General features: G+C 70.3%; 24 protein-coding genes. 16 read left to right on the top strand and 8 right to left on the bottom strand.

The features are described 5' to 3' along the window. Positions 1 to 210 precede the first annotated feature (210 nt). The 12 genes from LV79_RS05515 to LV79_RS05460 all read left to right on the top strand — a co-directional run bounded on the left by LV79_RS05515 (position 211) and on the right by LV79_RS05460 (position 10,203). Positions 211 to 708, top strand: a complete 498-nt coding sequence (locus LV79_RS05515) for a pyridoxamine 5'-phosphate oxidase family protein (protein WP_253832688.1) — start codon at positions 211 to 213, stop codon at positions 706 to 708. Between the two features lie 78 nt (positions 709 to 786). Then, the gene (locus LV79_RS05510; protein WP_253832686.1) at positions 787 to 1,242 is read left to right on the top strand and encodes a MarR family winged helix-turn-helix transcriptional regulator; all 456 of its coding nucleotides are present in this window, start codon (positions 787 to 789) and stop codon (positions 1,240 to 1,242) included. 368 nt (positions 1,243 to 1,610) lie between these two features. Further along, positions 1,611 to 4,202, top strand: coding sequence for an ATP-dependent chaperone ClpB (gene clpB, locus LV79_RS05505; RefSeq protein WP_253832684.1), 2,592 nt, complete (start codon positions 1,611 to 1,613; stop codon positions 4,200 to 4,202). Between the two features lie 436 nt (positions 4,203 to 4,638). After that, complete coding sequence (locus LV79_RS05500; RefSeq protein ID WP_253832682.1) at positions 4,639 to 5,199, top strand: hypothetical protein; 561 nt, start codon at positions 4,639 to 4,641, stop codon at positions 5,197 to 5,199. Positions 5,200 to 5,235: 36 nt separating this feature from the next. Then, the gene (locus LV79_RS05495) at positions 5,236 to 5,430 is read left to right on the top strand and encodes a hypothetical protein (RefSeq protein WP_253832680.1); all 195 of its coding nucleotides are present in this window, start codon (positions 5,236 to 5,238) and stop codon (positions 5,428 to 5,430) included. Further along, positions 5,420 to 6,052, top strand: a complete 633-nt coding sequence (locus LV79_RS05490) for a hypothetical protein (RefSeq protein ID WP_253832678.1) — start codon at positions 5,420 to 5,422, stop codon at positions 6,050 to 6,052. Before LV79_RS05495 ends, LV79_RS05490 begins: the two co-directional genes overlap by 11 nt. 68 nt (positions 6,053 to 6,120) lie before the next feature. Continuing rightward, positions 6,121 to 6,828, top strand: coding sequence for a TtfA family protein (locus tag LV79_RS05485; RefSeq protein ID WP_253832676.1), 708 nt, complete (start codon positions 6,121 to 6,123; stop codon positions 6,826 to 6,828). A 41-nt stretch (positions 6,829 to 6,869) separates the two neighbouring features. Beyond that, on the top strand, positions 6,870 to 7,649 hold the full coding sequence (locus LV79_RS05480) for an SDR family NAD(P)-dependent oxidoreductase (RefSeq protein WP_253832674.1): 780 nt from the start codon (positions 6,870 to 6,872) through the stop codon (positions 7,647 to 7,649). Positions 7,650 to 7,659: 10 nt separating this feature from the next. Further along, positions 7,660 to 8,481 carry an LURP-one-related family protein gene (locus tag LV79_RS05475; protein ID WP_253832672.1) on the top strand — a complete coding sequence of 274 codons (822 nt, stop codon included), beginning with the start codon at positions 7,660 to 7,662 and terminating at the stop codon, positions 8,479 to 8,481. Between the two features lie 31 nt (positions 8,482 to 8,512). After that, positions 8,513 to 9,106: an orotate phosphoribosyltransferase gene (gene pyrE, locus LV79_RS05470; protein WP_253832670.1), complete on the top strand. Its 594-nt coding sequence runs from the start codon at positions 8,513 to 8,515 to the stop codon at positions 9,104 to 9,106. A gap of 87 nt (positions 9,107 to 9,193) precedes the next feature. Then, complete coding sequence (locus tag LV79_RS05465) at positions 9,194 to 9,568, top strand: DUF2784 domain-containing protein (protein ID WP_253832668.1); 375 nt, start codon at positions 9,194 to 9,196, stop codon at positions 9,566 to 9,568. After that, complete coding sequence (locus LV79_RS05460) at positions 9,529 to 10,203, top strand: TrmH family RNA methyltransferase (RefSeq protein ID WP_253832666.1); 675 nt, start codon at positions 9,529 to 9,531, stop codon at positions 10,201 to 10,203. Before LV79_RS05465 ends, LV79_RS05460 begins: the two co-directional genes overlap by 40 nt. Here the strand turns inward: LV79_RS05460 and LV79_RS05455 are convergent. Then, on the bottom strand, positions 10,187 to 10,867 hold the full coding sequence (locus LV79_RS05455; protein ID WP_253832664.1) for a hypothetical protein: 681 nt from the start codon (positions 10,865 to 10,867) through the stop codon (positions 10,187 to 10,189). The genes LV79_RS05460 and LV79_RS05455 overlap by 17 nt on opposite strands. A gap of 52 nt (positions 10,868 to 10,919) precedes the next feature. On the opposite strand from LV79_RS05455, the gene LV79_RS05450 reads away from it, so the two are divergent. The 3 genes from LV79_RS05450 (at position 10,920) to LV79_RS05440 (ending at position 12,714) form a co-directional block, all read left to right on the top strand. After that, a complete protein-coding gene (locus LV79_RS05450; RefSeq protein ID WP_253832662.1) occupies positions 10,920 to 11,918 on the top strand; it encodes a glycoside hydrolase family 76 protein in 999 nt (332 codons plus the stop codon). A 65-nt stretch (positions 11,919 to 11,983) separates the two neighbouring features. After that, complete coding sequence (locus LV79_RS05445; RefSeq protein WP_253832660.1) at positions 11,984 to 12,166, top strand: hypothetical protein; 183 nt, start codon at positions 11,984 to 11,986, stop codon at positions 12,164 to 12,166. 71 nt (positions 12,167 to 12,237) lie between these two features. Further along, positions 12,238 to 12,714 carry an SRPBCC family protein gene (locus tag LV79_RS05440; RefSeq protein ID WP_253832658.1) on the top strand — a complete coding sequence of 159 codons (477 nt, stop codon included), beginning with the start codon at positions 12,238 to 12,240 and terminating at the stop codon, positions 12,712 to 12,714. Between the two features lie 706 nt (positions 12,715 to 13,420). Here LV79_RS05440 and LV79_RS05435 read toward each other — a convergent pair. The 7 genes from LV79_RS05435 to LV79_RS05405 all read right to left on the bottom strand — a co-directional run bounded on the left by LV79_RS05435 (position 13,421) and on the right by LV79_RS05405 (position 20,163). Further along, entirely contained in the window at positions 13,421 to 13,843 is a 423-nt protein-coding gene (locus LV79_RS05435; RefSeq protein ID WP_253832656.1) for a heat shock protein transcriptional repressor HspR, read from the bottom strand. Beyond that, positions 13,840 to 15,006 (bottom strand): molecular chaperone DnaJ, encoded by a 1,167-nt coding sequence (gene dnaJ / locus LV79_RS05430; protein WP_253832653.1) that lies wholly within the window; start codon positions 15,004 to 15,006, stop codon positions 13,840 to 13,842. The genes LV79_RS05435 and dnaJ overlap by 4 nt, the downstream gene beginning before the upstream one ends. A gap of 21 nt (positions 15,007 to 15,027) precedes the next feature. Next, positions 15,028 to 15,648, bottom strand: a complete 621-nt coding sequence (grpE, locus tag LV79_RS05425; protein ID WP_253832651.1) for a nucleotide exchange factor GrpE — start codon at positions 15,646 to 15,648, stop codon at positions 15,028 to 15,030. 31 nt (positions 15,649 to 15,679) lie between these two features. Further along, on the bottom strand, positions 15,680 to 17,542 hold the full coding sequence (gene dnaK / locus LV79_RS05420) for a molecular chaperone DnaK (RefSeq protein WP_253832649.1): 1,863 nt from the start codon (positions 17,540 to 17,542) through the stop codon (positions 15,680 to 15,682). Positions 17,543 to 17,643: 101 nt separating this feature from the next. After that, on the bottom strand, positions 17,644 to 18,342 hold the full coding sequence (locus tag LV79_RS05415; protein ID WP_253832647.1) for a TetR/AcrR family transcriptional regulator: 699 nt from the start codon (positions 18,340 to 18,342) through the stop codon (positions 17,644 to 17,646). A gap of 131 nt (positions 18,343 to 18,473) precedes the next feature. Beyond that, a complete protein-coding gene (locus tag LV79_RS05410; RefSeq protein WP_253832645.1) occupies positions 18,474 to 19,271 on the bottom strand; it encodes a DUF4097 family beta strand repeat-containing protein in 798 nt (265 codons plus the stop codon). Positions 19,272 to 19,593: 322 nt separating this feature from the next. Next, on the bottom strand, positions 19,594 to 20,163 hold the full coding sequence (locus LV79_RS05405; RefSeq protein ID WP_253832643.1) for a TetR/AcrR family transcriptional regulator: 570 nt from the start codon (positions 20,161 to 20,163) through the stop codon (positions 19,594 to 19,596). 192 nt (positions 20,164 to 20,355) lie between these two features. Between LV79_RS05405 and LV79_RS05400 the strand changes: the two genes are divergently transcribed. Further along, the gene (locus LV79_RS05400) at positions 20,356 to 22,593 is read left to right on the top strand and encodes a (Fe-S)-binding protein (protein ID WP_253832641.1); all 2,238 of its coding nucleotides are present in this window, start codon (positions 20,356 to 20,358) and stop codon (positions 22,591 to 22,593) included. Positions 22,594 to 22,619: the final 26 nt, after the last annotated feature.

Raw genomic sequence — 22,619 nt, 5'->3', positions numbered from 1 at the left:
GTGTCGACTCCACCTCTCGGGCTTTCACCACGGTACTCGCGCATCCATCCCCCGACGGTGTCGACAGTAGACCGGATTTGGCTGCTTGAATGCCTAGATCACACCTTCGTGTCATTCTCGCTGACTCCCCGTACAGGGCTCTCCTTCCAATGGGGTACATCGTCCGCGTGCACTACGCAACGCGGCGCGGTCGTGCCACCGTGGACCCCCGTGTCGACCGACCAGCACCCCACTGACCTGCTCCGGCTCGGGTTCGCCGAGCCGCCGCCCGCGACCCCGCCGGAGGAGCGCCCGCGCGAGGCCCCCGCGCCGCGCCAACCGGTGCTCGACCGGCTCACCACCCCGATGGTGGAGTTGATCACTCGGATGGACCGCGTGTTCCTCGCCACCGCCGCGGCCGACGGTGAGTGCGACTTCGCGCTGTGCGCCGGACCGCCGGGGTTCGTGCACGTGCTCGACGACCGGCGGCTGGCCTGCGCGCTGGTCGACCCGGTGCCCGGCCTGGTCAACCTCGCCGCGAACCCCCGGATCAGCGTGGTGCTCGTCGACGGCAGGCGCGGTCTGCACGTCAACGGGCACGCCGGGGTGGTCGACGACGCGTGGTTGCGGGCCGCGCACCCGTGCCTGCCGCCGCGCTTCGCCGGGTCCCGGTGGGTGGTCGTGCTGGTCGATGAGGCGTACCTGCACTCCGGCGCGTTCACCGGATGAGACCCTTGTGCCACGCGGCCCCGGTGCCGGGGATGTCCGGTTAGCGTTCCGCTGGCCGGTTCGACGGGAGGGACGCGGGTGGCGGAGGGCGGGACGGGCGCAGGCGGCCGGGAGACCGCGGCGCAGGACCTGGAGCGCGAGCTGTCGAAGCTGTTCGGCCGGGCGCGCAGCCTCTCCTTGACCATCGCGGCGCGGGTGCACCCCGGGCTCGACAGCGCCTCTTACGCGTTGCTGGTGCACCTGAGCGGCATCGCCCCCGTTCGGGCCGCCGACGTGGTCGAGCTGACCGGGCTGGACAAGTCGACGGTGAGCAGGCAGATCGCCCGGCTGGAGGAGCTCGGGTTGATCGAGCGGGTCGCCGACCCGTCCGACGGCCGGGCCCGGCTGGTGCAGCTGACCGAGACCGGGGCGACGCGGCTGGCCGAGGTGCGCGAGGACCGGCGCAAGCAGCTGCGGGCGACGCTGGCCGACTGGTCGACGCCCGACATCGAGGAGTTCTCCCGGCTGCTCGGCAAGCTCAACAGCGACCTGTGACGACCGTCTCGTAGCCCGTTGTTAACCCGGCTTGACCGACCGCGTTCGGTGATCGGATCGCCGCTGGTCACCACCCGCGCGGCCGCTGCCCCGGCGGGGTGAGCCGGGTTGTGGACCGATCCGGCGATGCCCTGTGGACAACCACCTGGGGATTGTGGATAAGTGGATTACTTGTGTGGATAGCCGCACTGCGACATGTGGGTGACGGCCCTACCGGGCGATCGGGGTGCGCGTTCGGGTAGTCGTATGCCCGTCGTTCACCTGCTCGGGTGTGACCTGGGTCAAGATGCACTTGAGTGGAACTGGCTCAACTTTTCTGACGTTGTGCACGGTGACAGCAACGCGCGGTGCGAAGACCGAGGTGGGAGATGGACGCGTTCAACCCGACGACGAAGACCCAGCAGGCGATCTCGAGCTCGGCGCAGGCGGCGTCGGCGGCGGGCAACCCCGACATCCGGCCGGTGCACCTGCTGACCGCCCTGCTCGACCAGGGCGACGGCCTGACGACCCCGCTGCTCATCGCGGTGGGGGTGGACCCGAACGTGGTCCGCAAGGAGCTGGAGCCACTGGCCAGGGCCCTCCCGTCGGCTACCGGCGCCACGGTGTCCTCGCCCGGGTTGTCCCAACAGGCGCTGCGCGCGATCACGCACGCCCAGAAGCTGGCCACCGAGATGGGCGACGAGTACGTCTCGACCGAGCACCTGCTGGTCGGCCTGGCAGCCGAGGGCGGTGACGTCGGCAAGCTGCTCAGCAGGCACGGCGCGACGCCCGACGCGCTGCGCGAGGCGTTCGCCAAGGTCCGGGGGTCAGCCAGGGTGTCGAGCCCGGACCCGGAGGGCACCTACCAGGCGCTGGAGAAGTACGGGGTCGACCTGACGGCCCGTGCCCGCAAGGGCGAGCTGGACCCGGTGATCGGCCGCGACGCCGAGATCCGCCGGGTCGTGCAGGTGCTCTCGCGGCGCACCAAGAACAACCCGGTGCTCATCGGCGAGCCGGGCGTCGGCAAGACCGCCATCGTCGAGGGCCTGGCGCAGCGGATCATCGCCGGTGACGTGCCGGAGTCGCTGCGCGGCAAGCGGGTGGTCTCGCTCGACCTGGGCTCGATGGTGGCGGGCGCGAAGTTCCGCGGCGAGTTCGAGGAGCGGCTCAAGGCGGTGCTCAAGGAGATCACCGACTCGGCGGGCCAGGTGGTCACCTTCATCGACGAGCTGCACACCATCGTCGGCGCGGGCGCGACCGGCGAGGGCGCGATGGACGCGGGCAACATGATCAAGCCGATGCTGGCCCGCGGCGAGCTGCGGATGGTCGGCGCCACCACGCTCGACGAGTACCGCCAGCACATCGAGAAGGACGCCGCCCTGGAGCGCCGGTTCCAGCAGGTGCTGGTCGGCGAGCCGTCGGTGGAGGACACCATCGGCATCCTGCGCGGCCTCAAGGAGCGCTACGAGGTGCACCACGGCGTGCGGATCACCGACAGCGCCCTGGTCGCCGCCGCCACCCTGTCCGACCGCTACATCACCGCCCGGTTCCTGCCGGACAAGGCGATCGACCTGGTCGACGAGGCGGCGTCGCGGCTGCGGATGGAGATCGACTCGCGGCCGGTGGAGATCGACGAGGTCGAGCGGGCGGTGCGCAGGCTCGAGATCGAGGAGATGGCGCTGGCCAAGGAGGAGGACCCGGCCTCCAAGCAGCGGCTCTCCGCGCTGCGCGGCGAGCTGGCCGAGAAGCGCGAGGTGCTCTCCGCGCTGACCGCCCGCTGGCAGAACGAGAAGGGCTCCATCGACCGGGTGCGCCAGCTCAAGGAGCAGCTGGAGGCGCTGCGCGGCGAGTCCGAGCGCGCCGAGCGCGACGGTGACCTCGGTCGGGCCGCCGAGCTGCGGTACGGGCGGATCCCGGCGCTGGAGAAGGACCTCGATGCGGCGACCGCGGCGACGGACGCGGCCGACCAGGCGGTGATGCTCAAGGAGGAGGTCGGGCCGGACGACGTCGCCGAGGTGGTGTCGGCGTGGACCGGCATCCAGGCCGGGCGGCTGCTCGAGGGCGAGACGCAGAAGCTGCTGCGGATGGAGCAGGAGCTCGGCGCCCGGGTCATCGGCCAGGCCGAGGCGGTGCGCGTGGTGTCCGACGCGGTGCGCCGGGCCCGCGCCGGGGTGTCCGACCCGGACCGGCCGACGGGGGCGTTCCTGTTCCTCGGGCCGACCGGCGTCGGCAAGACCGAGCTGGCCAAGGCGCTGGCCGAGTACCTGTTCGACGACGAGCGGGCCATGGTCCGGGTCGACATGAGCGAGTACTCGGAGAAGCACTCGGTGGCCAGGCTGGTCGGCGCCCCGCCCGGGTACGTCGGCTACGACCAGGGCGGCCAGCTCACCGAGTCGGTCCGCCGCCGCCCGTACACGGTGGTGCTGCTCGACGAGGTGGAGAAGGCACACCCGGACGTCTTCGACGTGCTGCTGCAGGTCCTCGACGACGGCAGGCTCACCGACGGCCAGGGCCGCACGGTGGACTTCCGCAACACCATCCTGGTGCTGACCTCGAACCTGGGCTCGCAGGCGATCACCGACCCGGCGCTCGACGACCGCGGCCGCCACGACGCGGTGATGGACGCGGTGCAGCGGCACTTCAAGCCCGAGTTCCTCAACCGGCTCGACGACGTGGTCGTCTTCCACGCACTGGCCACAGAGGAGCTCACCGCGATCGTCGACATCCAGATCGCGAAGCTGGCCCGCCGCCTCACCCAGCGCCGCCTGACCCTGGCCGTCTCCCCGGCCGCCCGCGAGTGGCTCGCCCTCAACGGCTTCGACCCCGTCTACGGCGCCCGCCCGCTGCGCCGCCTGGTCTCGTCGGCCATCGGCGACCAACTGGCCAAGTCCCTGCTCGGCGGCGAGATCCGCGACGGCGACACGGTCACCGTGGACGTCATCGGCGACAACACCGGCCTCACCGTCACCAGCGCTTCCTGATCAACAACACGACCCAGCCGCCCCGGGCTCCCCGGGGCGGCTGGTCTCGTTTCCAGAACATCGCGGCGAGTTCCTGGGCCCGCCCGATCGCGAGCACGACCCCCGGCCCTGCGGCGGGTCACCACGGCGATGAAGGGTAATTGACGAGGAACATGGCCGCATCGAATTCATTCTCGCGGTGCCGAATACCTGATTAATGAACCACAACCTCGCGTCGTCGAGCGACTTGCAATCCCAACGGGCCGCAGCCACCCATTGGGCGAAGCCGAGAACTTGCCGCGACGTGCACGAAGACTGTCCATGTTCTGTCGTGTGACAGGCCGGTCGACAACCCGCGTACGCCACACCAACCTTGACTCCGCGAATCACAAGATCCACTAGAGTATGCGGCGCATTCGTCCGCACACCCTCGCCCGCCTTGTTCGAAAGAGTGCCGATGGTCATGCCCAATGTCGAGTCCTCCCTGCGGCGCGAGCGCGGGGTGCGCCGCCCCGACCTCCGGCAGGTGATCGACCCTGACCTCGCGCGGCGGATGCACATCGCTCCCAACGCCGACAGGCCGCTACTGCTGGCCACCGTCGCCTGGCAGTTGGACTGGTTGATCAAGCGTACCTTCGACCAGAAGCGGGACCGACTGCTGCTCTCGGCCGCCTACAACATCGAGCGGGATCCGAGGCTGACTGCGCTGTCACTCTCTCAGCGCATCACCGTGGTGAGCGAGCGGCGCGGTTGGTCGGCCAGCAGGTTGACCAGCCTGCTCTCCGAACTCGTTCGCGAGCGGATGCGTTTCGCCCTCGACGGCCCCTACCCCGTCCCAGATCTAGCGGTGGTCCGGGAGCAAGCCTCGATCGAGGCCACGTACGACCCCCGTCGCGCGAGTACGCGCCTCGCACTCTCGGTCGTTCCGAGCGCAGACCTGACCTCTCTGCTCACGGGCAGTGGGTGGCGCGAGTTGGCCGTACTCGCGCTACGGGGTGGGGTAGCAATTCGAGACTAGCGGCGGCGGCGCGGGGACGTGGCGTGGAAGTACGGAGTGGACGCTGACCAGTGGCCGGTCGGCGACCCGCTCCGCGAGGCGGTGGGCGTCTACTTGCGGAGCCTCCGCGCGGCGCGGGACCGGCTGTGCGGCGGGTTGGACGAGGTCGCGGGGAACCTCTCGGACACGGCAGTGGCCTATCGGGACGCTGACGACCGGGTGCGGCGGGCGGTGCGCGACATTGACCACTGAGGACCTGACGCGGCCGCCCGGCAACTCGAACTGGGTGCGCAACCTGGTGGAAACGCTGGTCGCCCAGCGTGAGCCGCTCGCCGAGGTGGCAGCGCGCGCCCCCAAGCTGGTACCGCAGTTCTGGGCGGGCACCACCGCGGACCGGGTCGAGGCCAGGATGCGCGCGGAGGGCGACGCGTGGCAGGCGGTGCTCGATGTCCACGACGAGGTGGTCCGGCGCGCCGAGGGGCACAACACGTTCGTCCACGAGTTGCCGCACCTGTGGCACCCGGCCGACCGCGCGGAGCGGGCCAGGTACGCGCAGTTGTGGACCGGTGCCGCGGTGGACGTGCGGGAGGTGCTGCTCAGGGCGGCCGCCGCGCTGGACTCGATCGCGCCGCAGTGGGCGCGGGGGCCGGTCGACCAGGCGGTCACCCCGATCTGGGGTGTGGCGGCGTCGTCGATCGAGCCGGTGCCGGACTGGCCGGTCCAGGACCCCGACCCGCCCTACCAGCACGAACAGCGGCGGACGAGCATCAACGGGCACGTGTTCGAGTACCGGCGCAGGTTGGTCGAGGAGGAGCGGTTGTTCGAGCAACTGCTGGTCGGGCCGCGGTCGGCGCGGGTGCGCTGGCAGCACTAGCGCGACACCCCGGGGCTAAGTTGGCCCGTGATCTTGAAGACCGGGCTGTGACGACTAGGCTGCCCCACGTGGGTGTTCCCGCGTGGGTCTGGTTCGTTGTCGCGGTCGTCGCGGGTTCCGCGGGCGGCCTGTTCCTGCTGCGCGACCGGGCGGTGCTGACTTCCCGCAACCGGGAGCGGCGGCGGTGGGCCGCGTTGCGCGGGTGGCAGTTCGCCGAGGCCGACCCTGAGTTGCCCAAGCAGTGGGCCGGTGGCGCGGTCGCCTACTACGGCGACGGCGTGGCCAGGGACGTGGTGGCCGGGACGACGTTCACCGCGGACGGGCGGCGCAAGGTCTACGTGTTCGACCTGGAGGCCGGTGGCCGGGTCAACGTGGTGATCGTGGCCGTGCAGTGCCGCAGGACGCACCCGGTCGTGCTGGAGCTGTGGGTGCCGAGCACCCCGTTCCAGCGCGAGCACATGCCCGAGCTGCTCGGCCCGGTCGGTCAGCGCTACGCCTTCGTCTCCGACATCGGGGCGGCGCGGGCGCTGATCACCCCGGACCTGGTGGACGCGACCGAGGACATCGGCCAGGACATCGCCGTGGCGTGGATCGAGGCGGGCTGGGTGCTCGCCGCCGCCGCGCCGGGGTCGAGCCCGTCGCGGTTGGAGCGCCTGCTGCGCGGGATCGGCGAGATCGCCGACGTCGTCGACCCGTTCGACATCCCCGAGGTGCCGCCCGCGGCGGCCGACAAGCCGGCGGACCAGCCCGAGCCGAGCGGCAAGCCCACGGACTAGTACCGGTTCCCGGCCCGGTTACCACTGGGTACGTTGATCGCATGCCTACCGCGCTCATCACCGGGGCCACCGCAGGGATCGGCGCCGCCTTCGCCAGGCGCCTGGCCGCCGACGGGTACGACCTGGTGCTGGTGGCCAGGACGACCGAGCGGCTCAAGCAGGTCGCCGCCGAGTTGACCAGGGCGCACGGGGTGGCGGTGCAGCCGCTGACCGCGGACCTGTCGACCACCAGGGCGCGCAAGCGGGTCGAGGCCAGGCTCGCCGAGCCGGAGCGGCCGGTGGACCTGCTGGTCAACAACGCCGGGTTCGGCACCAGGGGCGCCTTCGCCGAGGCCGACCCGGACTGGCTGCAGAACCAGCTCGACGTGAACGTGACCAGCGTCATGCGGCTGACCAGGGCGGCGCTGCCCGGCATGCTCGAGCGCGGGCACGGCGGGGTGATCAACGTGTCCAGCATCGCCGGGTTCTTCCCGGTGACCGGTCCCTCTTACGGCGCGACCAAGGCTTACGTGACGGCGCTGTCCGAGGGTCTAGCCGCCAACCTCGCGGGTACGGGCGTACGCGTGGTGGCGCTGTGCCCGGGATTCACCCGTACCGAGTTCCACGAGCGCGCCGGTGACGACACCGCTGGGATGCCCGAGTTCTTATGGCTAGAGGCCGACAGAGTCGTCGCGGACGCCTTGGCGGACCTCCGGCACAACAACGACCGGTCGGTTCCGGGCATCCAGTACAAAACGCTGCTGGGTGTGACGAAACTCCTGCCCAGGGCCCTGCTGCGGTTCCTCTCGCAACGCGCGTCCGCCGGTCGCGACCGGGGTTAGGCTCCCCGCCATGACGAATCCGCAGCCCGGGTGGTACCCCGATGGCCCCGGTTCCACCAGCCTGCGTTGGTGGGACGGCAACCAGTGGACCAACCACACCCAGCAGGCCCAGCAGCAGCCGCGCAGCGACGCCAGCGGCTGGGAGATCCCGCTCGGCCAGGGTCCGGCCAGCCCGGACAAGATCAAGGACCAGCAGCGCAGGGCCGGGGTCGGCCAGACCGCCCAGGGCGGCGGGACGCTGTTCAGCGAGCCGGTCCTGGTGGTCAACCAGAAGGTCAAGCTCATCGAGATGAGCAACGAGTACTCGGTGTTCGACCAGCACGGCCGCCAGATCGGGTCGGTCGCCCAGGTCGGGCAGAGCGCGCTGAAGAAGGCCGTCCGGTTCCTGGGCAGCTACGACCAGTTCTTCACCCACAAGCTCGAGGTCCGCGACGCCAACCACCAGACGGTGCTGCGGCTGACCAGGCCTGCCAAGTTCGTGAAGTCCCGGATGATCGTCGAGCGCGGTGACGGCGCCCCGGTCGGCGAGATCGTCCAGCAGAACGTGTTCGGCAAGATCCGCTTCTCGTTCGTCGCGGGCGGGCACGAGATCGGCGGCATCCAGGCGGAGAACTGGCGGGCCTGGAACTTCGCCGTGCTCGACCACACCGGCGCCGAGGTCGCCAGGATCACCAAGACCTTCGAGGGCATCGCCAAGACGATGTTCACCAGCGCGGACAACTACGTGCTGCAGATCCACCGGCAGCTGCAGGACCCGCTGCTCAGCATGGTCGTCGCCTCGGCGCTGACCGTCGACACCGCGCTCAAGCAGGACAGCAGGGGCTTCGGCTGATCCGGGAGCGCTGTCAGGGGACCGGGTGGGCATGAGAGGCTTGCGCCTCGTGCGAACCGCTCCGTCTGTCGACCCCGCTGCCCAGGGTGAACTCGCCCGCCTGGTGACCGAACTCGCCGTCGTGCACGGCAAGGTCACGCTCTCGTCCGGCAAGGAGGCCGACTACTACGTCGACCTCCGCCGGGCGACCCTGCACCACGCCGCCGCCCCGCTCATCGGGCGCCTGCTCCGCCAACTCACCGCCGACTGGGACTACGTCGCCGCCGGTGGCCTCACCCTCGGTGCCGACCCGGTAGCGCTATCGATGATGCACGCCGCATCAGCCGCCGGTGAGGTGCTCGACGCGTTCGTGGTCCGCAAGGACGCGAAGGCGCACGGGATGCAGCGCCGCATCGAGGGCATCGAGGTCGCCGGTCAGCGCGTGCTGGCGGTGGAGGACACGTCCACCACCGGTGGCAGCGTGCTCACCGCCGTCGACGCGCTCACCGAGGCCGGTGCCGTCGTGATCGGCGTGGCCACCGTCGTCGACCGCGACACCGGTGCCCGCGAGGCCATCGAGGCCCGCGGGCTGCCCTACCGGTCGCTGCTCGGCCTCGCTGATCTCGGCTTGGTCGACGGTGACTGACCAGCCTTAATTCCGGTTGATGTTCCCCAACTCCGGGTACCGTGGAAAGTGCTCGCCGAGGTTCTCGGTGGTTGGGGAGGTGGTTCGGTGTTCGGACTGCTCGCCGCCGCGACGGTGGTCGTGCACTTCGCGGCACTGCTCTACATCGGCTTCGGTGGCTTCCTCGCCTGGAAGTGGCCTAAGTCGATCTTCATCCATGTGTTCTTCGCGATCTGGGGCGTGCTGGTCAACAGCACCCCGGTCCAGTGCCCGCTGACGGCGGTGGAGAACTACTTCCGCGCCGAACAGGGACTTGGTCCGCTTCCGGGTGGCTTCAACGAGTACTACGTTTACGGCACGCTGGTCCCAGAGGGGCACGTCGACCTCGTGGCCGCTGTCGCCCTGCTGGTGCTGGTCTTCTCGTATGTGGGTGCGTATCTGCTGTGGCGGAATCGGAAAAGCCTGATGGTGCCGGTGAAGTAGGCCCCACCGAGTGGGTGTTCGGCGAGCCGGTCGGGGTCGGCCCGTGGCCAGGTCACTGGCCTTCGGGTGAGCACTACGACCCCGACCTGCTCACCGACGGCGACCGGCGCAACGTCGTCGACGCCTACCGCTACTGGCGGCGCGACGCGGTGGTCGCCGACCTCGACCGGCGCAGGCACGGCTTCCACGTGGCGATCGAGAACTTCCAGCACGACCACAACATCGGGACCGTGGTCCGCACCGCCAACGCCTTCACCGCGCGGGCGGTGCACATCGTCGGCCGCAAGCGCTGGAACCGCCGTGGCGCCATGGTCACCGACCGCTACCAGCACATCCACCACCACCCCACCGTCGAGTCCTTTGTGGAAGCGGTGCGCGGCCTGGGCTTGGCGGTGGTCGGCGTCGACAACACGCCCGGGTCCGTCCCGGTGGAGACCGCGTCACTCCCGCGCGACTGCGTGCTGCTGTTCGGGCAGGAGGGGCCTGGCCTGACGGCGGCGGCCAAGGAGGGCGCGGACATGCTGGTGTCCATCGCCCAGTTCGGCTCCACCCGCTCCATCAACGCGGGCGTCGCGGCGGGCATCGTCATGCACGCGTGGATCCGCGAACACGCCGACCTCACCCAAGCCTGGTAGCCCTACGTCGCGCTGCCGCGTCCATGAGCAAGTCAGTGCTATCTGCCCACTGGTCGACGGCACCGGTTAGCGGAAGGCTCCGCAACTCAGGGTCAAGGGTGTTGCGTAGTGCTTCGACGAACCGGTCGGCCCGGATCACAGGGTAGGGCCGCTCGTAGTAGTCCCGCCGCGTTGGGTCTACCGGATCCGTGAGGCCGGTGGCGTTGTGCAGGGCCGCTACGGCCTCGTAGGCGTCCGCTAGGAGCTCTCCACGGGTGCGGTAGTCCTGCGCGGCGAGAACGTCTCTTAGTGTCGCCTGGAGCGCGTGATGCGGGAGCCTCGCGAGCGCGCTAGTCGCCCACTCGCTCGGCTCTCGGACGTCGACGCGGTGGTTGACCGGACCGTCGGTCTCCGCCATCGATCCAATGGGGTTACCGTCGAAGTGCGTCGGGTAACCCAAGAAGGTCTTGGGCAGTGTGTGCGCCAGCTCGTCCCGGATGCGCTGAGCGTCCTCGGCGACGAGGATCTGGCACCTCGGTCCCCACTCGTGATCCGCCGAGATCGCGGTGTCGAAGCCGAGGACCTCCGAGCCCGACCCGAGCCGTCCCGCGGAGTGCGGCACGTCGAGCGTCGGGGCTATCGCCTCGTGGTAGAACCGGCGTGCTAGATCGAGCCCGCTGATCATGTATATCCCCCGGTGTGTGGCGATCAGTCCCGTGGCTGACGCACCATGGAGTATGGCTGGGCAGTGGGCGGCACGCGCGGGAATTGCGGAGGACGCGGTCCGGGCGCGGTTCATGCGACGGGTGTTCGCGCTGCCTGGGACGCAGTTAGGGCTACCTGCGATCGGTAGCCGTGTGCATCTGCGGTGGAACTACTGGTGGCAGGCGCATCTGCTCGATTGCCTTGTCGACGCGAGGTTGCGGGACCCGACGCCGGAGCGCGACAGGGTTATCGCGGCGCTGGTCCGGGGCATCCATGTGCGCAACTTCGGAGTGTGGACAAACCGCTACTACGACGACATCGCCTGGCTCGGTCTGGCGCTACAGCGAGCGGGTGGGTCCGAGCGGGCTCTTAGCGCTATCGAGGCGCGTTTGCGTTTAGGGTGGACAGACGACCTCGGTGGCGGGATCTGGTGGCGCCGGGGCGACACGTTCAAGAACGTCCCCGCCAACGGCCCCGCCGCGATCTTCCTCGCCCGCCGGGGCGACCACGAGTGGGCCCGCGCCGCGCTCGACTGGATGGACCGGACCCTGGTCGACCCGGCGACCGGACTGGTCTGGGACGGCATCCGGCTCGACGGCGAGCTGGTGCGGCTGATCTACACGTACTGCCAGGGCGTGTTCATCGGCGCCGCCGCCGAACTGTCCACACCGGACCTGGCGGCCCGCACCATCCGCGCCGTCCGGCGGTACGTGGCCACCGCCCACGTCCTGCCCGGCCAGGGCACCGGCGACGGCGGCCTGTTCGCCGGGATCCTCGCCCGCTACCTCGCCCAGTCCGCGCTCCTGCTCCCCACCGCCGAGGCCGACACCGCCCGCCGCCTGGTCTTCGCCTCGGCCGACGCGCTCTGGCGGCACCGCGTGATCACCGCCGACGGCCCGCTGTTCGGCGTGCGGTGGGCGCCCAGCAGCGACCAGAGCCGGGACCTGTCGGTGCAGCTCTCCGCCTGGATGACCCTGGAGGCGGCGGCCCTGCTCGTCCGCGCGGGCGCACCTTCACCCGAAGGGGTGTGATCCGGTCCGCTGGTGGGTATGTCGGGGCCACTTGCCGCCCCCGTTCGAGTGAGGAGTTGATCCCGATGTCCGACGACCTCGGCCTGACCGGTGACCTGGACACGTCCGTCCCCGAGGACAAGCGCCACCGCGCCGCCCGGGTGGTCGCCGCCATCGCGACCGACGCCGCCGAGTGCGCGATGCTGCTGGACATGCTCGGCCTCACCCCCGAGGTCGGCGCCAAACGTGACCACCACCGCGCGGCCTGATGTGTAGCCCTCGCCGAGTCGGGTAGCCCTTGTGCAGAACCCCCGATGAGTACGAGGAGGCTGATCGCGTTTTGAGCACGATCATCGAGACCGTCGACGTCGCAGTCCCGGTGTCCACCGCGTACAACCAGTGGACCCAGTTCGAGTCCTTCCCCGCCTTCATGGAAGGCGTGGAGCGGATCCAGCAGCTCGACGACCGCCGCACCCACTGGGTCACCAAGATCGGAGGCGTCACCCGGGAGTTCGACGCCACCATCACCGAGCAGATCCCCGATGAGCGCGTCGCCTGGAAGTCCACCGACGGCCCCGAGCACGCCGGTGTGATCACCTTCCACCGCCTCAACGACCGCGAAACCCGGGTCACCGCCCAGATGGACATCGACCCCGAGGGCTTCGTCGAGAACGTGGCCGACAAACTCGGCGTCATCGACCACCGCGTCAAGGCCGACATGCGCCGCTTCAAGGCCTTCATCGAGGAAAACCCCACCCCCACCGGCTCCTGGCGCGGCGAAGTAGACGCCCCCGGCCAGGTCCCACCGACGCACTAGCTCCCACCACACATCGAGCCCCCGGGCCCCCAGCCCGGGGGCTCGCTGCTACCCCCACCATCCACACGCGACACTCTCCACAACCCAAGCCCCGCCCCCACCCCACCAACAACTGGAAAGAACCCCGACAACGTTGGCCTACAACCACCCGCCAACACCGTTGGCCTCCAAGCACCCGCCGACAACGTCGGCCCCCAACCGCCCGCCGACGATGTTGGCCGCCCTCCGCTCCACGAGGGCGCTGGTGCCAGGCCGGCTCGATGGGGTGGACTTGTTTTGTGTGGGGGAGGACCACCCGTAGCGTCGACAGGGGCAGGGGAGGGCCGCTCTGTGGCCCCTGCTTTTAGCCCTTCCCAGGGTGGTTCAGGGGCCCCGCACAAAATGAGTTCGCCCCATCGAGCTCTTCGCTTTCTCGCGTCACGACGATGGCGCAGCCGAGGCGTCTACCGCAGCGCAGCGAAGGCAACGAAAGCCAGAGATCCCCAGCTCACCGCCCACCCAGCCACGGCCCCCAAGATCAACCCGCCCCAAAGACCCCCGAATACACAGCCTACCGAGGGGGCAGCAAGCGCAGAGAGGCTGAAAGCAGCCCCTGTGGACAGCTCAGCCCCATGTGGACAACTCAACCCACCAACCCCAACCCAACCAAGCCCCCCAAACGCAAAACGGCCGACCTCCCAAAGGAGATCGGCCCAAAGAACCACCCTCACCGCTGCTGCGGTCGCCACACCACCAGCGCCGTCTGCTGCCGCACCGGCACCAGGTCCCGCCGATAAGACTTGTGCACCGCCGCAGCCGCCTGCTCAGCCGCCGCGTAAGCCGATGCCAACTCCTCCGTCAGCTCGGCCACTCGAGACCGAAGCGCGTCGACCTCGTTCTCCAGTTCGATGATCCGCTTGATCCCGGCCAGGTTCACCCCCGCTTCCTGCGAGAGCCGCTGCACCTCCCGCAGCAAAGCGATGTCCCGCAACGAGTACCGACGACCGCCACCGGAGGTACGCCCAGGGGAAACCAACCCCTGGCGGTCGTAGCTGCGGAGGGTCTGCGCGTGCAGGCCCGAGAGCTGGGCGGCTACCGAGATCACGAAGAAGGGGGTGTCCTCGTCGGTGCCTGGGGGGAACGGGTTCACGACTGCCTCGCCTTCTGGACCAGGGCGGTCAGTTCGGGCCTGGGGTCGTGGGTGGCGGTGGCCTTGGCGTAGGCCTCCAGCGCGGTGCGGGCGTCGTCGTCGAGGTCGGCGGGGACGGTCACCTGGAGGGTGACCAGCAGGTGGCCGGACTGGCCGTCGCGGCGTTGGACGCCCTTGCCGCGCACGCGCAGGACGCGGCCGGACGCGGTGCCGGGGGCGACGTTGAGTGAGACGACACCGTCGAGGGTGGGCACGGTGAGCGTGGTGCCGAGGGCCAGTTCGGTGTAGCTGACGGGGACCTTGAGCGTGAGGTCGTTGCCGCTGCGGCCGAAGACCGGGTGCGGGGTGACGTGCACGCGGACGTACAGGTCGCCCGCGGGTGCGCCGCTGCGGCCGGGTTCGCCCTGGCCAGCGAGGCGGATGCGTTGCTCGTCCTCCACGCCTGCGGGGATGCGGACGGTGAGGGTGCGGGTCTTGGTGTTGACGCCCTCGCCCGCGCAGTCGGGGCACGGGTCGTCGATGATGCGGCCGGTGCCCCGGCAGTCGCGGCACGGCTCGCTGAACGCGAAAGCGCCCTGGCTGCGGCTGACCAGACCGACGCCACCGCAGGTGACGCAGGTCTTGGGGCTGCTGCCCGGTCGGGCCCCCGAGCCGTGGCAGGTGTCGCAAGTGGACGGGCTCGACAGTCGCAGCGGGACGGTCGCGCCGCGCACCGCCTCGACGAAGTCGAGGCGGACGTCGGTCTCCACGTCGGCGCCGCGCCGCGGTCGGGCGGTGGTGCCGCCGCCGCTCTTGGCCCGGTTGAACAGGTTGCCGAACAGGTCGCCGAGGCCGCCGCCGCTGCCGCCGGTGAACCCGCCCTGCTGGCCGAAGGCGTCACCGAAGTCGAACCCGGAGCCGCCACCGAACCCACCGCGCAGGCCGCCGCCGAACATCGAGCGGGCCTCGTCGTACTGCTTGCGCTTCTCCGGGTCGCCGACCACCCCGTACGCCTCGGACACCGACTTGAACCGGGCCTCGGCGTCGGCGTTGCCGGGGTTCGCGTCGGGGTGCAGCTCGCGGGCGAGCTTGCGGTACGCCTTCTTGACCTCGGCGTCCGAGGCGTCGGAGGAGACGCCCAGTTCGCGATAGAAGTCCTTGTCGATCCAGTCCCTGGCACTCACCGGACGTCCCCTCCTCTCGTGCTAGTCCTGCGCCGCGGGTGCGGCTTCCGCGTCGGTGACCGCGACCAGCGCGGCCCGCACGACCCGGTCACCGAACCGGTAGCCGCGGCGCAGCACCCCGGTCACGGTGGGACCGGACACCTCGGTGGAGGTGTTGTGCTGCACGGCCTCGTGCACCGACGGGTCGAACGGCTCGCCCTCGTGGCCGAACGGTTCGAGGCCCGCCTTCTGCAGCGAACTGGTCAGCTTCTCCGCGACCGCCTTGAACGGGCCGGTCAGGTCGCCGTGCGCGGCGGCCCGCTCGACGTCGTCGAGCACCGAGAGCAGGTCGGTGACCACGGTGGCCTTCGCCGCCGTGACCACCTGCTCGCGGTCCCGGTCGACCCGCTTGCGGTAGTTGGCGTACTCCGCCTGCAGGCGCTGCAGGTCGGCGGTGCGCTCGTCGAGCTGGAGCTTCAACGCCGCGGTCGGGTCGAGCTCCGGCTCCACGACACCCTCGACGACCCCGTCGACGACCGAGCCGTGCTCGGCCTCCGGGGTGGACGGGGCGTGCGTGCCAGCGGGGGCGTCGGCCTCCTGGCGGGTGTCCTGCGCCGGGACCTGGGGCTCCTCGGAGAGGTCGCCCGTGTGCTGCTCGCTCACGCGGTCACCTCACCTGCGATCGGGGTCGAGGTCACTTCTTGTCCTTGTCCTCGTCGACGATCTCGGCGTCCACCACGTCGTCGGCGTCGGACTTGGCCTGCTGGCCCTGCCCGGCCTGGCCCGCGTCCTCGGCACCGCCGGGCTGCGCGCCGGTGTTGGCGTAGAGCGCGGACCCCATGGTCTGCGACTCGGCGGCCAGCTTCTCCATCGCGGCCTTGATCGCGGCGATGTCGGTGCCCTTGAGCGACTCGTTCGCCTCGGCCAGCGCGGCGCCGACCTTCTCCTTGGCCTCGGCCGGGATCTTCTCGTCGTTGTCCTTGACGAACTTCTCGGTCTGGTAGACCAGCGACTCGGCCTGGTTGCGGACCTCGGCCTCCTCGCGGCGCTTGCGGTCGTCCTCGGCGTGCGCCTCGGCGTCGCGGACCATCCGGTCGATGTCGTCCTTCGGCAGCGCGGAGCCACCGGTGATCGTCATCGACTGCTCCTTGCCGGTGCCCAGGTCCTTCGCGTTGACGTGGACGATGCCGTTCGCGTCGATGTCGAAGGTGACCTCGACCTGCGGGACGCCGCGCGGGGCAGGCGGCAGGCCGGTCAGGTCGAAGGTGCCGAGCTTCTTGTTGTCGGCGGCGAAGTCGCGCTCACCCTGGAACACCTGGATGCCCACGGTGGTCTGGTTGTCGTCGGCGGTGGAGAAGATCTCCGAGCGCTTGGTCGGGATGGTGGTGTTGCGCTCGATGAGCTTGGTGAACACCCCGCCCTTGGTCTCGATGCCCAGCGACAGCGGGGTCACGTCGAGCAGCAGGACGTCCTTGACCTCGCCCTTGAGCACACCGGCCTGCAGCGCGGCGCCGACCGCGACGACCTCGTCCGGGTTGACGCCCTTGTTCGGCTCGCGGCCGCCGGTCAGCTCCTTGACCAGCTCGGCGACGGCGGGCATCCGGGTGGAGCCGCCGACCAGCACGACGTGGTCGATCTCGCCGACGGACACGCCCGCGTCCTTCACCACGTTGTTGAACGGGGCGCGGGTGCGGTCGAGCAGGTCGGCGGTGATCCGCTGGAACTCGGCGCGGGTCAGCGTCTCGTCCAGGAACAGCGGGTTCTTGTCCGCGTCCACGGTGATGTAGGGCAGGTTGATGTTGGCGCTGTTCGAGCTGGACAGCTCGATCTTCGCCTTCTCGGCCGCCTCGCGGATGCGCTGCAGGGCCATCTTGTCCTTGGTCAGGTCGATGCCCGCCGAGGCCTTGAACTTCTCCACCAGCCAGTCGACGACGCGCTGGTCCCAGTCGTCGCCACCGAGGTGGTTGTCGCCGCTGGTCGCGCGGACCTCGACGACGCCGTCGCCGATCTCGAGCAGGGACACGTCGAAGGTGCCGCCGCCGAGGTCGAAGACCAGGATGGTCTGCTCCTTGGCGCCCTTGTCCAGGCCGTAGGCCAGCGCCGCCGCGGTCGGCTCGTTCACGATCCGCAGCACGTTGAGGCCCGCGATCTGCCCGGCCTCCTTGGTGGCCTGGCGCTGGGCGTCCTCGAAGTACGCGGGGACGGTGATCACCGCGTCGGTGATGGTCTCGCCGAGGTAGGCCTCGGCGTCGCGCTTGAGCTTCATCAGCACGCGGGCGCTGATCTCCTGCGCGGTGTAGGCCTTGTCGTCGATCGCGTCGGTCTTCCACCCGGTGCCGATGTGGCGCTTGACCGAGCGGACCGTGCGGTCCACGTTGGTGACGGCCTGGTTCTTGGCGGGCTGACCGACCAGGACCTCGCCGTTCTTGGCGAACGCCACGATGGACGGGGTCGTCCGCGAGCCCTCCGAGTTGGCGATAACCGTCGGTTCACCGCCCTCCAGGACGGCGACGACGGAGTTGGTCGTCCCCAGGTCGATGCCGACCGCTCGCGCCATGGTTTCCTCCTGCTGGTGCTGTGCCTGTGGTGTCGGCCCACCCCGGGGCCTGGCGAAGTTGAGCCTACCGGACTGAGGTTTTTAACTTGAGTCCGCCCCGCTCAACCTTCCTGCACCCACAACGAAGCACCCCGGTCGGTTGTTCCCGGCGTGAGCGCCACCACTGAACCTGGCGACGGCAGCGGGCGCTCCGGCTCCGCCTCGACGGCCGACTCGACCGGGTTCGGCGCGCTGACCTGGGCGTTCACCACGGAATCGACCACGTGCAGCACGGAGGCCCGCATCCCGGCCGCGGTCACCTCGGCCCGCACGGCCCGCTGCAGGTCGGCTGCGACGCCGGCCAGCAGCACGTGCGCGAGCGCGTCCTGGTCGCCCGCCGCCCTCGCCGCGGTGAGCAGCGAGGCGACGTGCGCGTGCCAGAACCGGTAGGCCGCGATCCGGTACCGGGTGCCCGGCCGCGCGGTCTCGGCGAGGTGCACCAGGTCCAGGTGGTCGGTCAGGAAGGTGAGGTAGGCGTCGAAGAAGGCGAGCAGCCGCGCCGCCGGGTCTCCCCCCGGACCCAGCGGCGCCGCCCCCTCGGCCACCCGCGCGCGCAGCTCCCGCTCCCCGTCGTCGAGCAGCGCGGCGGCCAACCCCGACTTGTCCCCGAAGCGCCGGAACAGGGTCCCCTTGCCCACCCCGGCCGCCGCGGCGATCTGGTCCATCGTGACCTTGTCCACCCCGCGCTGGGCGAACAGGGCACGGGCGGCGATCAGGATCCGCCGCCGGTTGCGGGCCGCGTCGGCCCGCTCGTGGATCACCGCGCCCCCCGTCCGCACCGGCGCCGCGGGCCGCTCCACCACTACCGGACCCACTGCCGCGTGGCCCCCAACTGCTTGCCCCGCTGCTGCCTGACCCACTGCCGCCTGACCCACAACTGCCTGCTCTGCCATCAGCCGAACCTCACCGTCACGTCGCCGGACTCCGCGCTGAGTTCCAAGTGGTTGGGCGAATCGCGGTAGTCGCCGACGCCGTTGTCGACGTCCCCGCTGTCGGTGTGCGCGCTCACCCGGTATTCCCCCCGCGGCACGATGACCTGCACCGAACCGCTGCTGCTGACCGCACGGACCGCCGCGGCCTTGACCAACCGGACGGTGACGGTGCCCGACTGCGCGGTCACGTCGACCGGGCCGTCGATCCCCTGGGCGTCCACCGAGCCGGACTCGGCGCGCAGGGTGGCGGCGCCGGTGTTCCTGGCCGAGACGTCCCCCGAGCTCGCCTCGACGGCGACCTTCCCCTTGACGTCGACCAGGTCGACCGAGCCGGACTCGGCCGCCACGTGCACCGCGCCGGACACCCTGCGCACCTTCACCTCCCCCGAGCTGACCCGCAGGTTGACCGTCGACGCCCCCTCGACGTCGACGGACCCCGAGTCGAGCCCGCCCGAGACGGTCACGCCCTCCGGCACGACCACCTCGTAGTCGACCCAGCAGTTGCGCGTCTCGCACTCCCGCAGGACCAACACGTCCCCCTCGACCCGGTGCGTGGCTCCCGGGCGGTCGTCGAGGTGGGACACGGTGCGGTGCACGCTGGTGGACGTGCCCGCCCGCAACCGCACCGAACCGGCCTCGGACTCGATCCGGACCGCCCGGATCACCTCGCCGACCGCGGCGTCATCGCTGAACCGCTTCGTCGTGATACCGCAGGCACCCACCGAGGAGAGCAGGACCGCCACCCCCACGGCGGTCACCCCCAGCACCCCTCGTCTTGACCTGCCGACCACCACACCGCTCGCCATGACACCCCCACCGGAAACCGCGAACCACCAGGAAGAACCGCTACCGCGACGCTAGGACCGCAGACCGGTTGCCGAAATCCGGGACGCCCCCGACCCTGCCCTGAAGTTGTCCCTACCCCCAGGTGGTACGACGTCCCGTTTCCGCTGGTCAGCGCCCCCCGACGACCCCCACCCGAGACTAGGGTCCCCGGCGTGCGCCGACATCGGACCCGGGTCTTGGTTCGAGTACGACTTTGGTCCCAGGCGCTGTCCCCAGCCGCCTGGTACTGGGCACCTACCGCAACGGGGCGAGCAGGTGCTCCACGACCGGCAGCAACTCGGCGGCCGTCGGCGGTTCGTCGTCGATCAGGCCCTGGGTGAGCATGCCGTCGAGGGCGGCGAGGAACGCGCGGAAGCCGACCTCGTCGGGCTGGCGGCCGAGGCTGGTCAGCACGTCGATCCACAGCCGCGCGGCCGGGCGGAGCGCGGGCCGGCGTGCGGCGAGCAGGTAGAGCTCGAACTGCGCCATCGTCCGGCCGCGCCGGGGCCCGAGCGCGTCGGCCAGCATCTCCGCGACGGCGCCCGCGGGTCCGCTGCCCTTGATCCGACTGGACTCGATGAGGTCCCTGGTGCGGGCAGCCGACTCCTCCGCCGAGTGCACCAGCGCGGCCACGAGCAGGTCGTCGAGCGCGGCGAAGTGGTAGGTGATCGACGCGGGTGGGATCTCCGCCTCCGCCGCGACCGACCGGTGCGACACGCCCGCGACGCCGTCGCGCTCGACCACCCGCAGCGTCGCCTCGACGATCTCGCGCCTGCGCCGGTCGCCCCTGGTCCTGCGGCCGTCGACCCGGCGGTAGCTCCTCACGTCGGGCCGAGCCGGGTGATCACGGGGAGGATGGGCGGGTGCACACCGGCAAACTACCTGAACAAGTGTCCAGGAAGTTACCGAGGTGTGCGCCACACTTGACCGACTTAGGCTTCTCAAAGTCGGTTACCGGCCAGTAAGAACGCGTAGGGTCCACCCACCCGCACCAGATCGACGGAAGGGCACCACCACATGGGCGCCGTGCAGCTGGCACTGGGGTTGGTCGCGGTCGCGGTCAGCCTCGTCGCGTGGGGCATGTTCGTGCGGACCGTGGCGCGGATGGTCGCCATCATCCGGCTCGGCCAGCCGGACGCCACCCGCAACGGGCCGTTCGTGCCGCGGATGAAGACGCTGGTCAAGGAATTCGCCGCGCACACCAGGATGAACAAGTTCCGGCACGTCGGGCCCTGGCACTGGCTGGTGATGTGGGGCTTCCTGATCGGGTCGGCCGCGCTGTTCGAGGCCTACGGCGAGGTGTTCGTGCCGACCTGGGGTTGGCCGGTCCTCGACCACTGGAGCCTGTGGCACCTGCTGATGGAGCTGCTCGGCATCGGCACGATCGTCGGCGGCGTCGCGCTCGCGGTCATCCGGCAGCGCAACCACCCGCGCCGTGCCGACCGGCTGTCCCGGTTCCAGGGGTCGAACCAGTGGCAGGCGTACTTCGTCGAGGCCGTGGTGATCTTCGAGGGCATCGGCATCCTGGGCGTGCGGGCCGGTAAGGCGGCACTCGGCGCGCACGAGGTCCCGACCTGGGCGGCGTTCGTGACCAACCCGCTCGGCGAGCTGCTGCCCGCGAGCCCGGCCCTGGTCTCGGTGCTGGCGTTCATCAAGCTGATGGGCGCCATGGTGTGGGTGTACGTGGTCGCCAAGTACATGACCATGGGCGTGGCCTGGCACCGGTTCAGCGCCTTCTTCAACATCTACTTCAAGCGCGAGGACGACGGCGGGGTCGCGCTCGGCCCGCTGCGGCCGATGATGTCCGGCGGCAAGCCGCTCGACTTCGAGGAGGCCGACCCGGAGAAGGACGTCTTCGGCGCGGGCAAGGTCGAGGACTTCACCTGGAAGGGCTGGCTGGACTTCACCACCTGCACCGAGTGCGGCCGCTGCCAGTCGCAGTGCCCGGCGTGGAACACCGGCAAGCCGCTGTCGCCGAAGCTGCTGATCACCCAGCTGCGCGACCACGCCTACGCCAAGGCCCCGTACCTGCTCGCGGGCGGCAGCAGGGACATGGCGGGCGACGAGGTCGGGCTGACCGGGGACAACCCGTACGCGGGCATCGACGTGCTGGCCATCGCCGAGTCGCAGAAGGCGCTGATCGGCGACGACGGCGCGGTCATCGACACCGAGGTGCTGTGGTCCTGCACCACCTGCGGCGCGTGCGTCGAGCAGTGCCCGGTGGACATCGAGCACGTGGACCACATCGTCGACATGCGCCGCTACCAGGTGCTGATCGAGTCGAACTTCCCCAGCGAGCTCGGCGGGATGTTCAAGAACCTGGAGAACAAGGGCAACCCGTGGGGCCAGAACGCCAAGGACCGGCTCGCCTGGACCGAGGAGCTGGAGTTCGAGGTCCCGGTGTTCGACGGGGAGCTGACCGACGACACCGAGTACCTGTTCTGGGTGGGCTGCGCGGGCGCGTTCGAGGACCGGGCCAAGAAGACGACGCGCGCGGTCGCGGAGCTGCTGCACACCGCCGAGGTGAAGTACGTGGTGCTCGGGCCGGAGGAAACCTGCACGGGCGACCCGGCGCGGCGGGCGGGCAACGAGTTCCTGTTCCAGATGCTGGCCCAGCAGAACGTCGAGGTCATCAACTCGGTGTTCGAGGGCCGCGAGCCGGGTAAGCGCAAGATCGTGGTGACGTGCGCGCACTGCTTCAACACGATCGCGAACGAGTACCCGCAGGTCGGCGGCAACTACGAGGTCTTGCACCACACCCAGTTGTTGAACAAGTTGGTGCGTGAGCGCCGCCTTGTCCCGGTGGCACCGGTGACGGAAGACGTCACCTATCACGATCCTTGCTACTTGGGGCGGCACAACAAGGTCTATGAAGCGCCGCGTGAGCTCGTTGGTGCTTCCGGTGCGCGGTTGCGTGAGATGCCACGCCACGCGGATAGGTCTATGTGCTGCGGTGCGGGTGGTGCGCGAATGTGGATGGAAGAGCGCATCGGTAAGCGCATCAACGTCGACCGGGTCGACGAGGCACTGGGGACCGCGCCGTCGAAGATCGCGACTGGCTGCCCGTTCTGCCGCGTGATGCTGACCGACGGGGTCACCGCGCGGCAGGCGGACGGGTTGGCCGGGGCGCACGTCGAGGTCGTGGACGTCGCGCAGCTGCTGCTGGCGGCGGTGCGACGGGGCAAGGACGAGCCGATGGACACCCCGACCGACGAGGTGGGCACCGGGACTCCGTTGGCGGACGAGGACAAGTAGCCGGTTCTCGACAGCGCCCCCGACCT

It is taken from the genome of Actinokineospora globicatena, from assembly GCF_024171945.1.
GTDB lineage: Bacteria > Actinomycetota > Actinomycetes > Mycobacteriales > Pseudonocardiaceae > Actinokineospora > Actinokineospora globicatena.
Note: the sequence above shows the minus strand (reverse complement) of the source record. Positions and strands in the feature narration are given on the sequence as shown.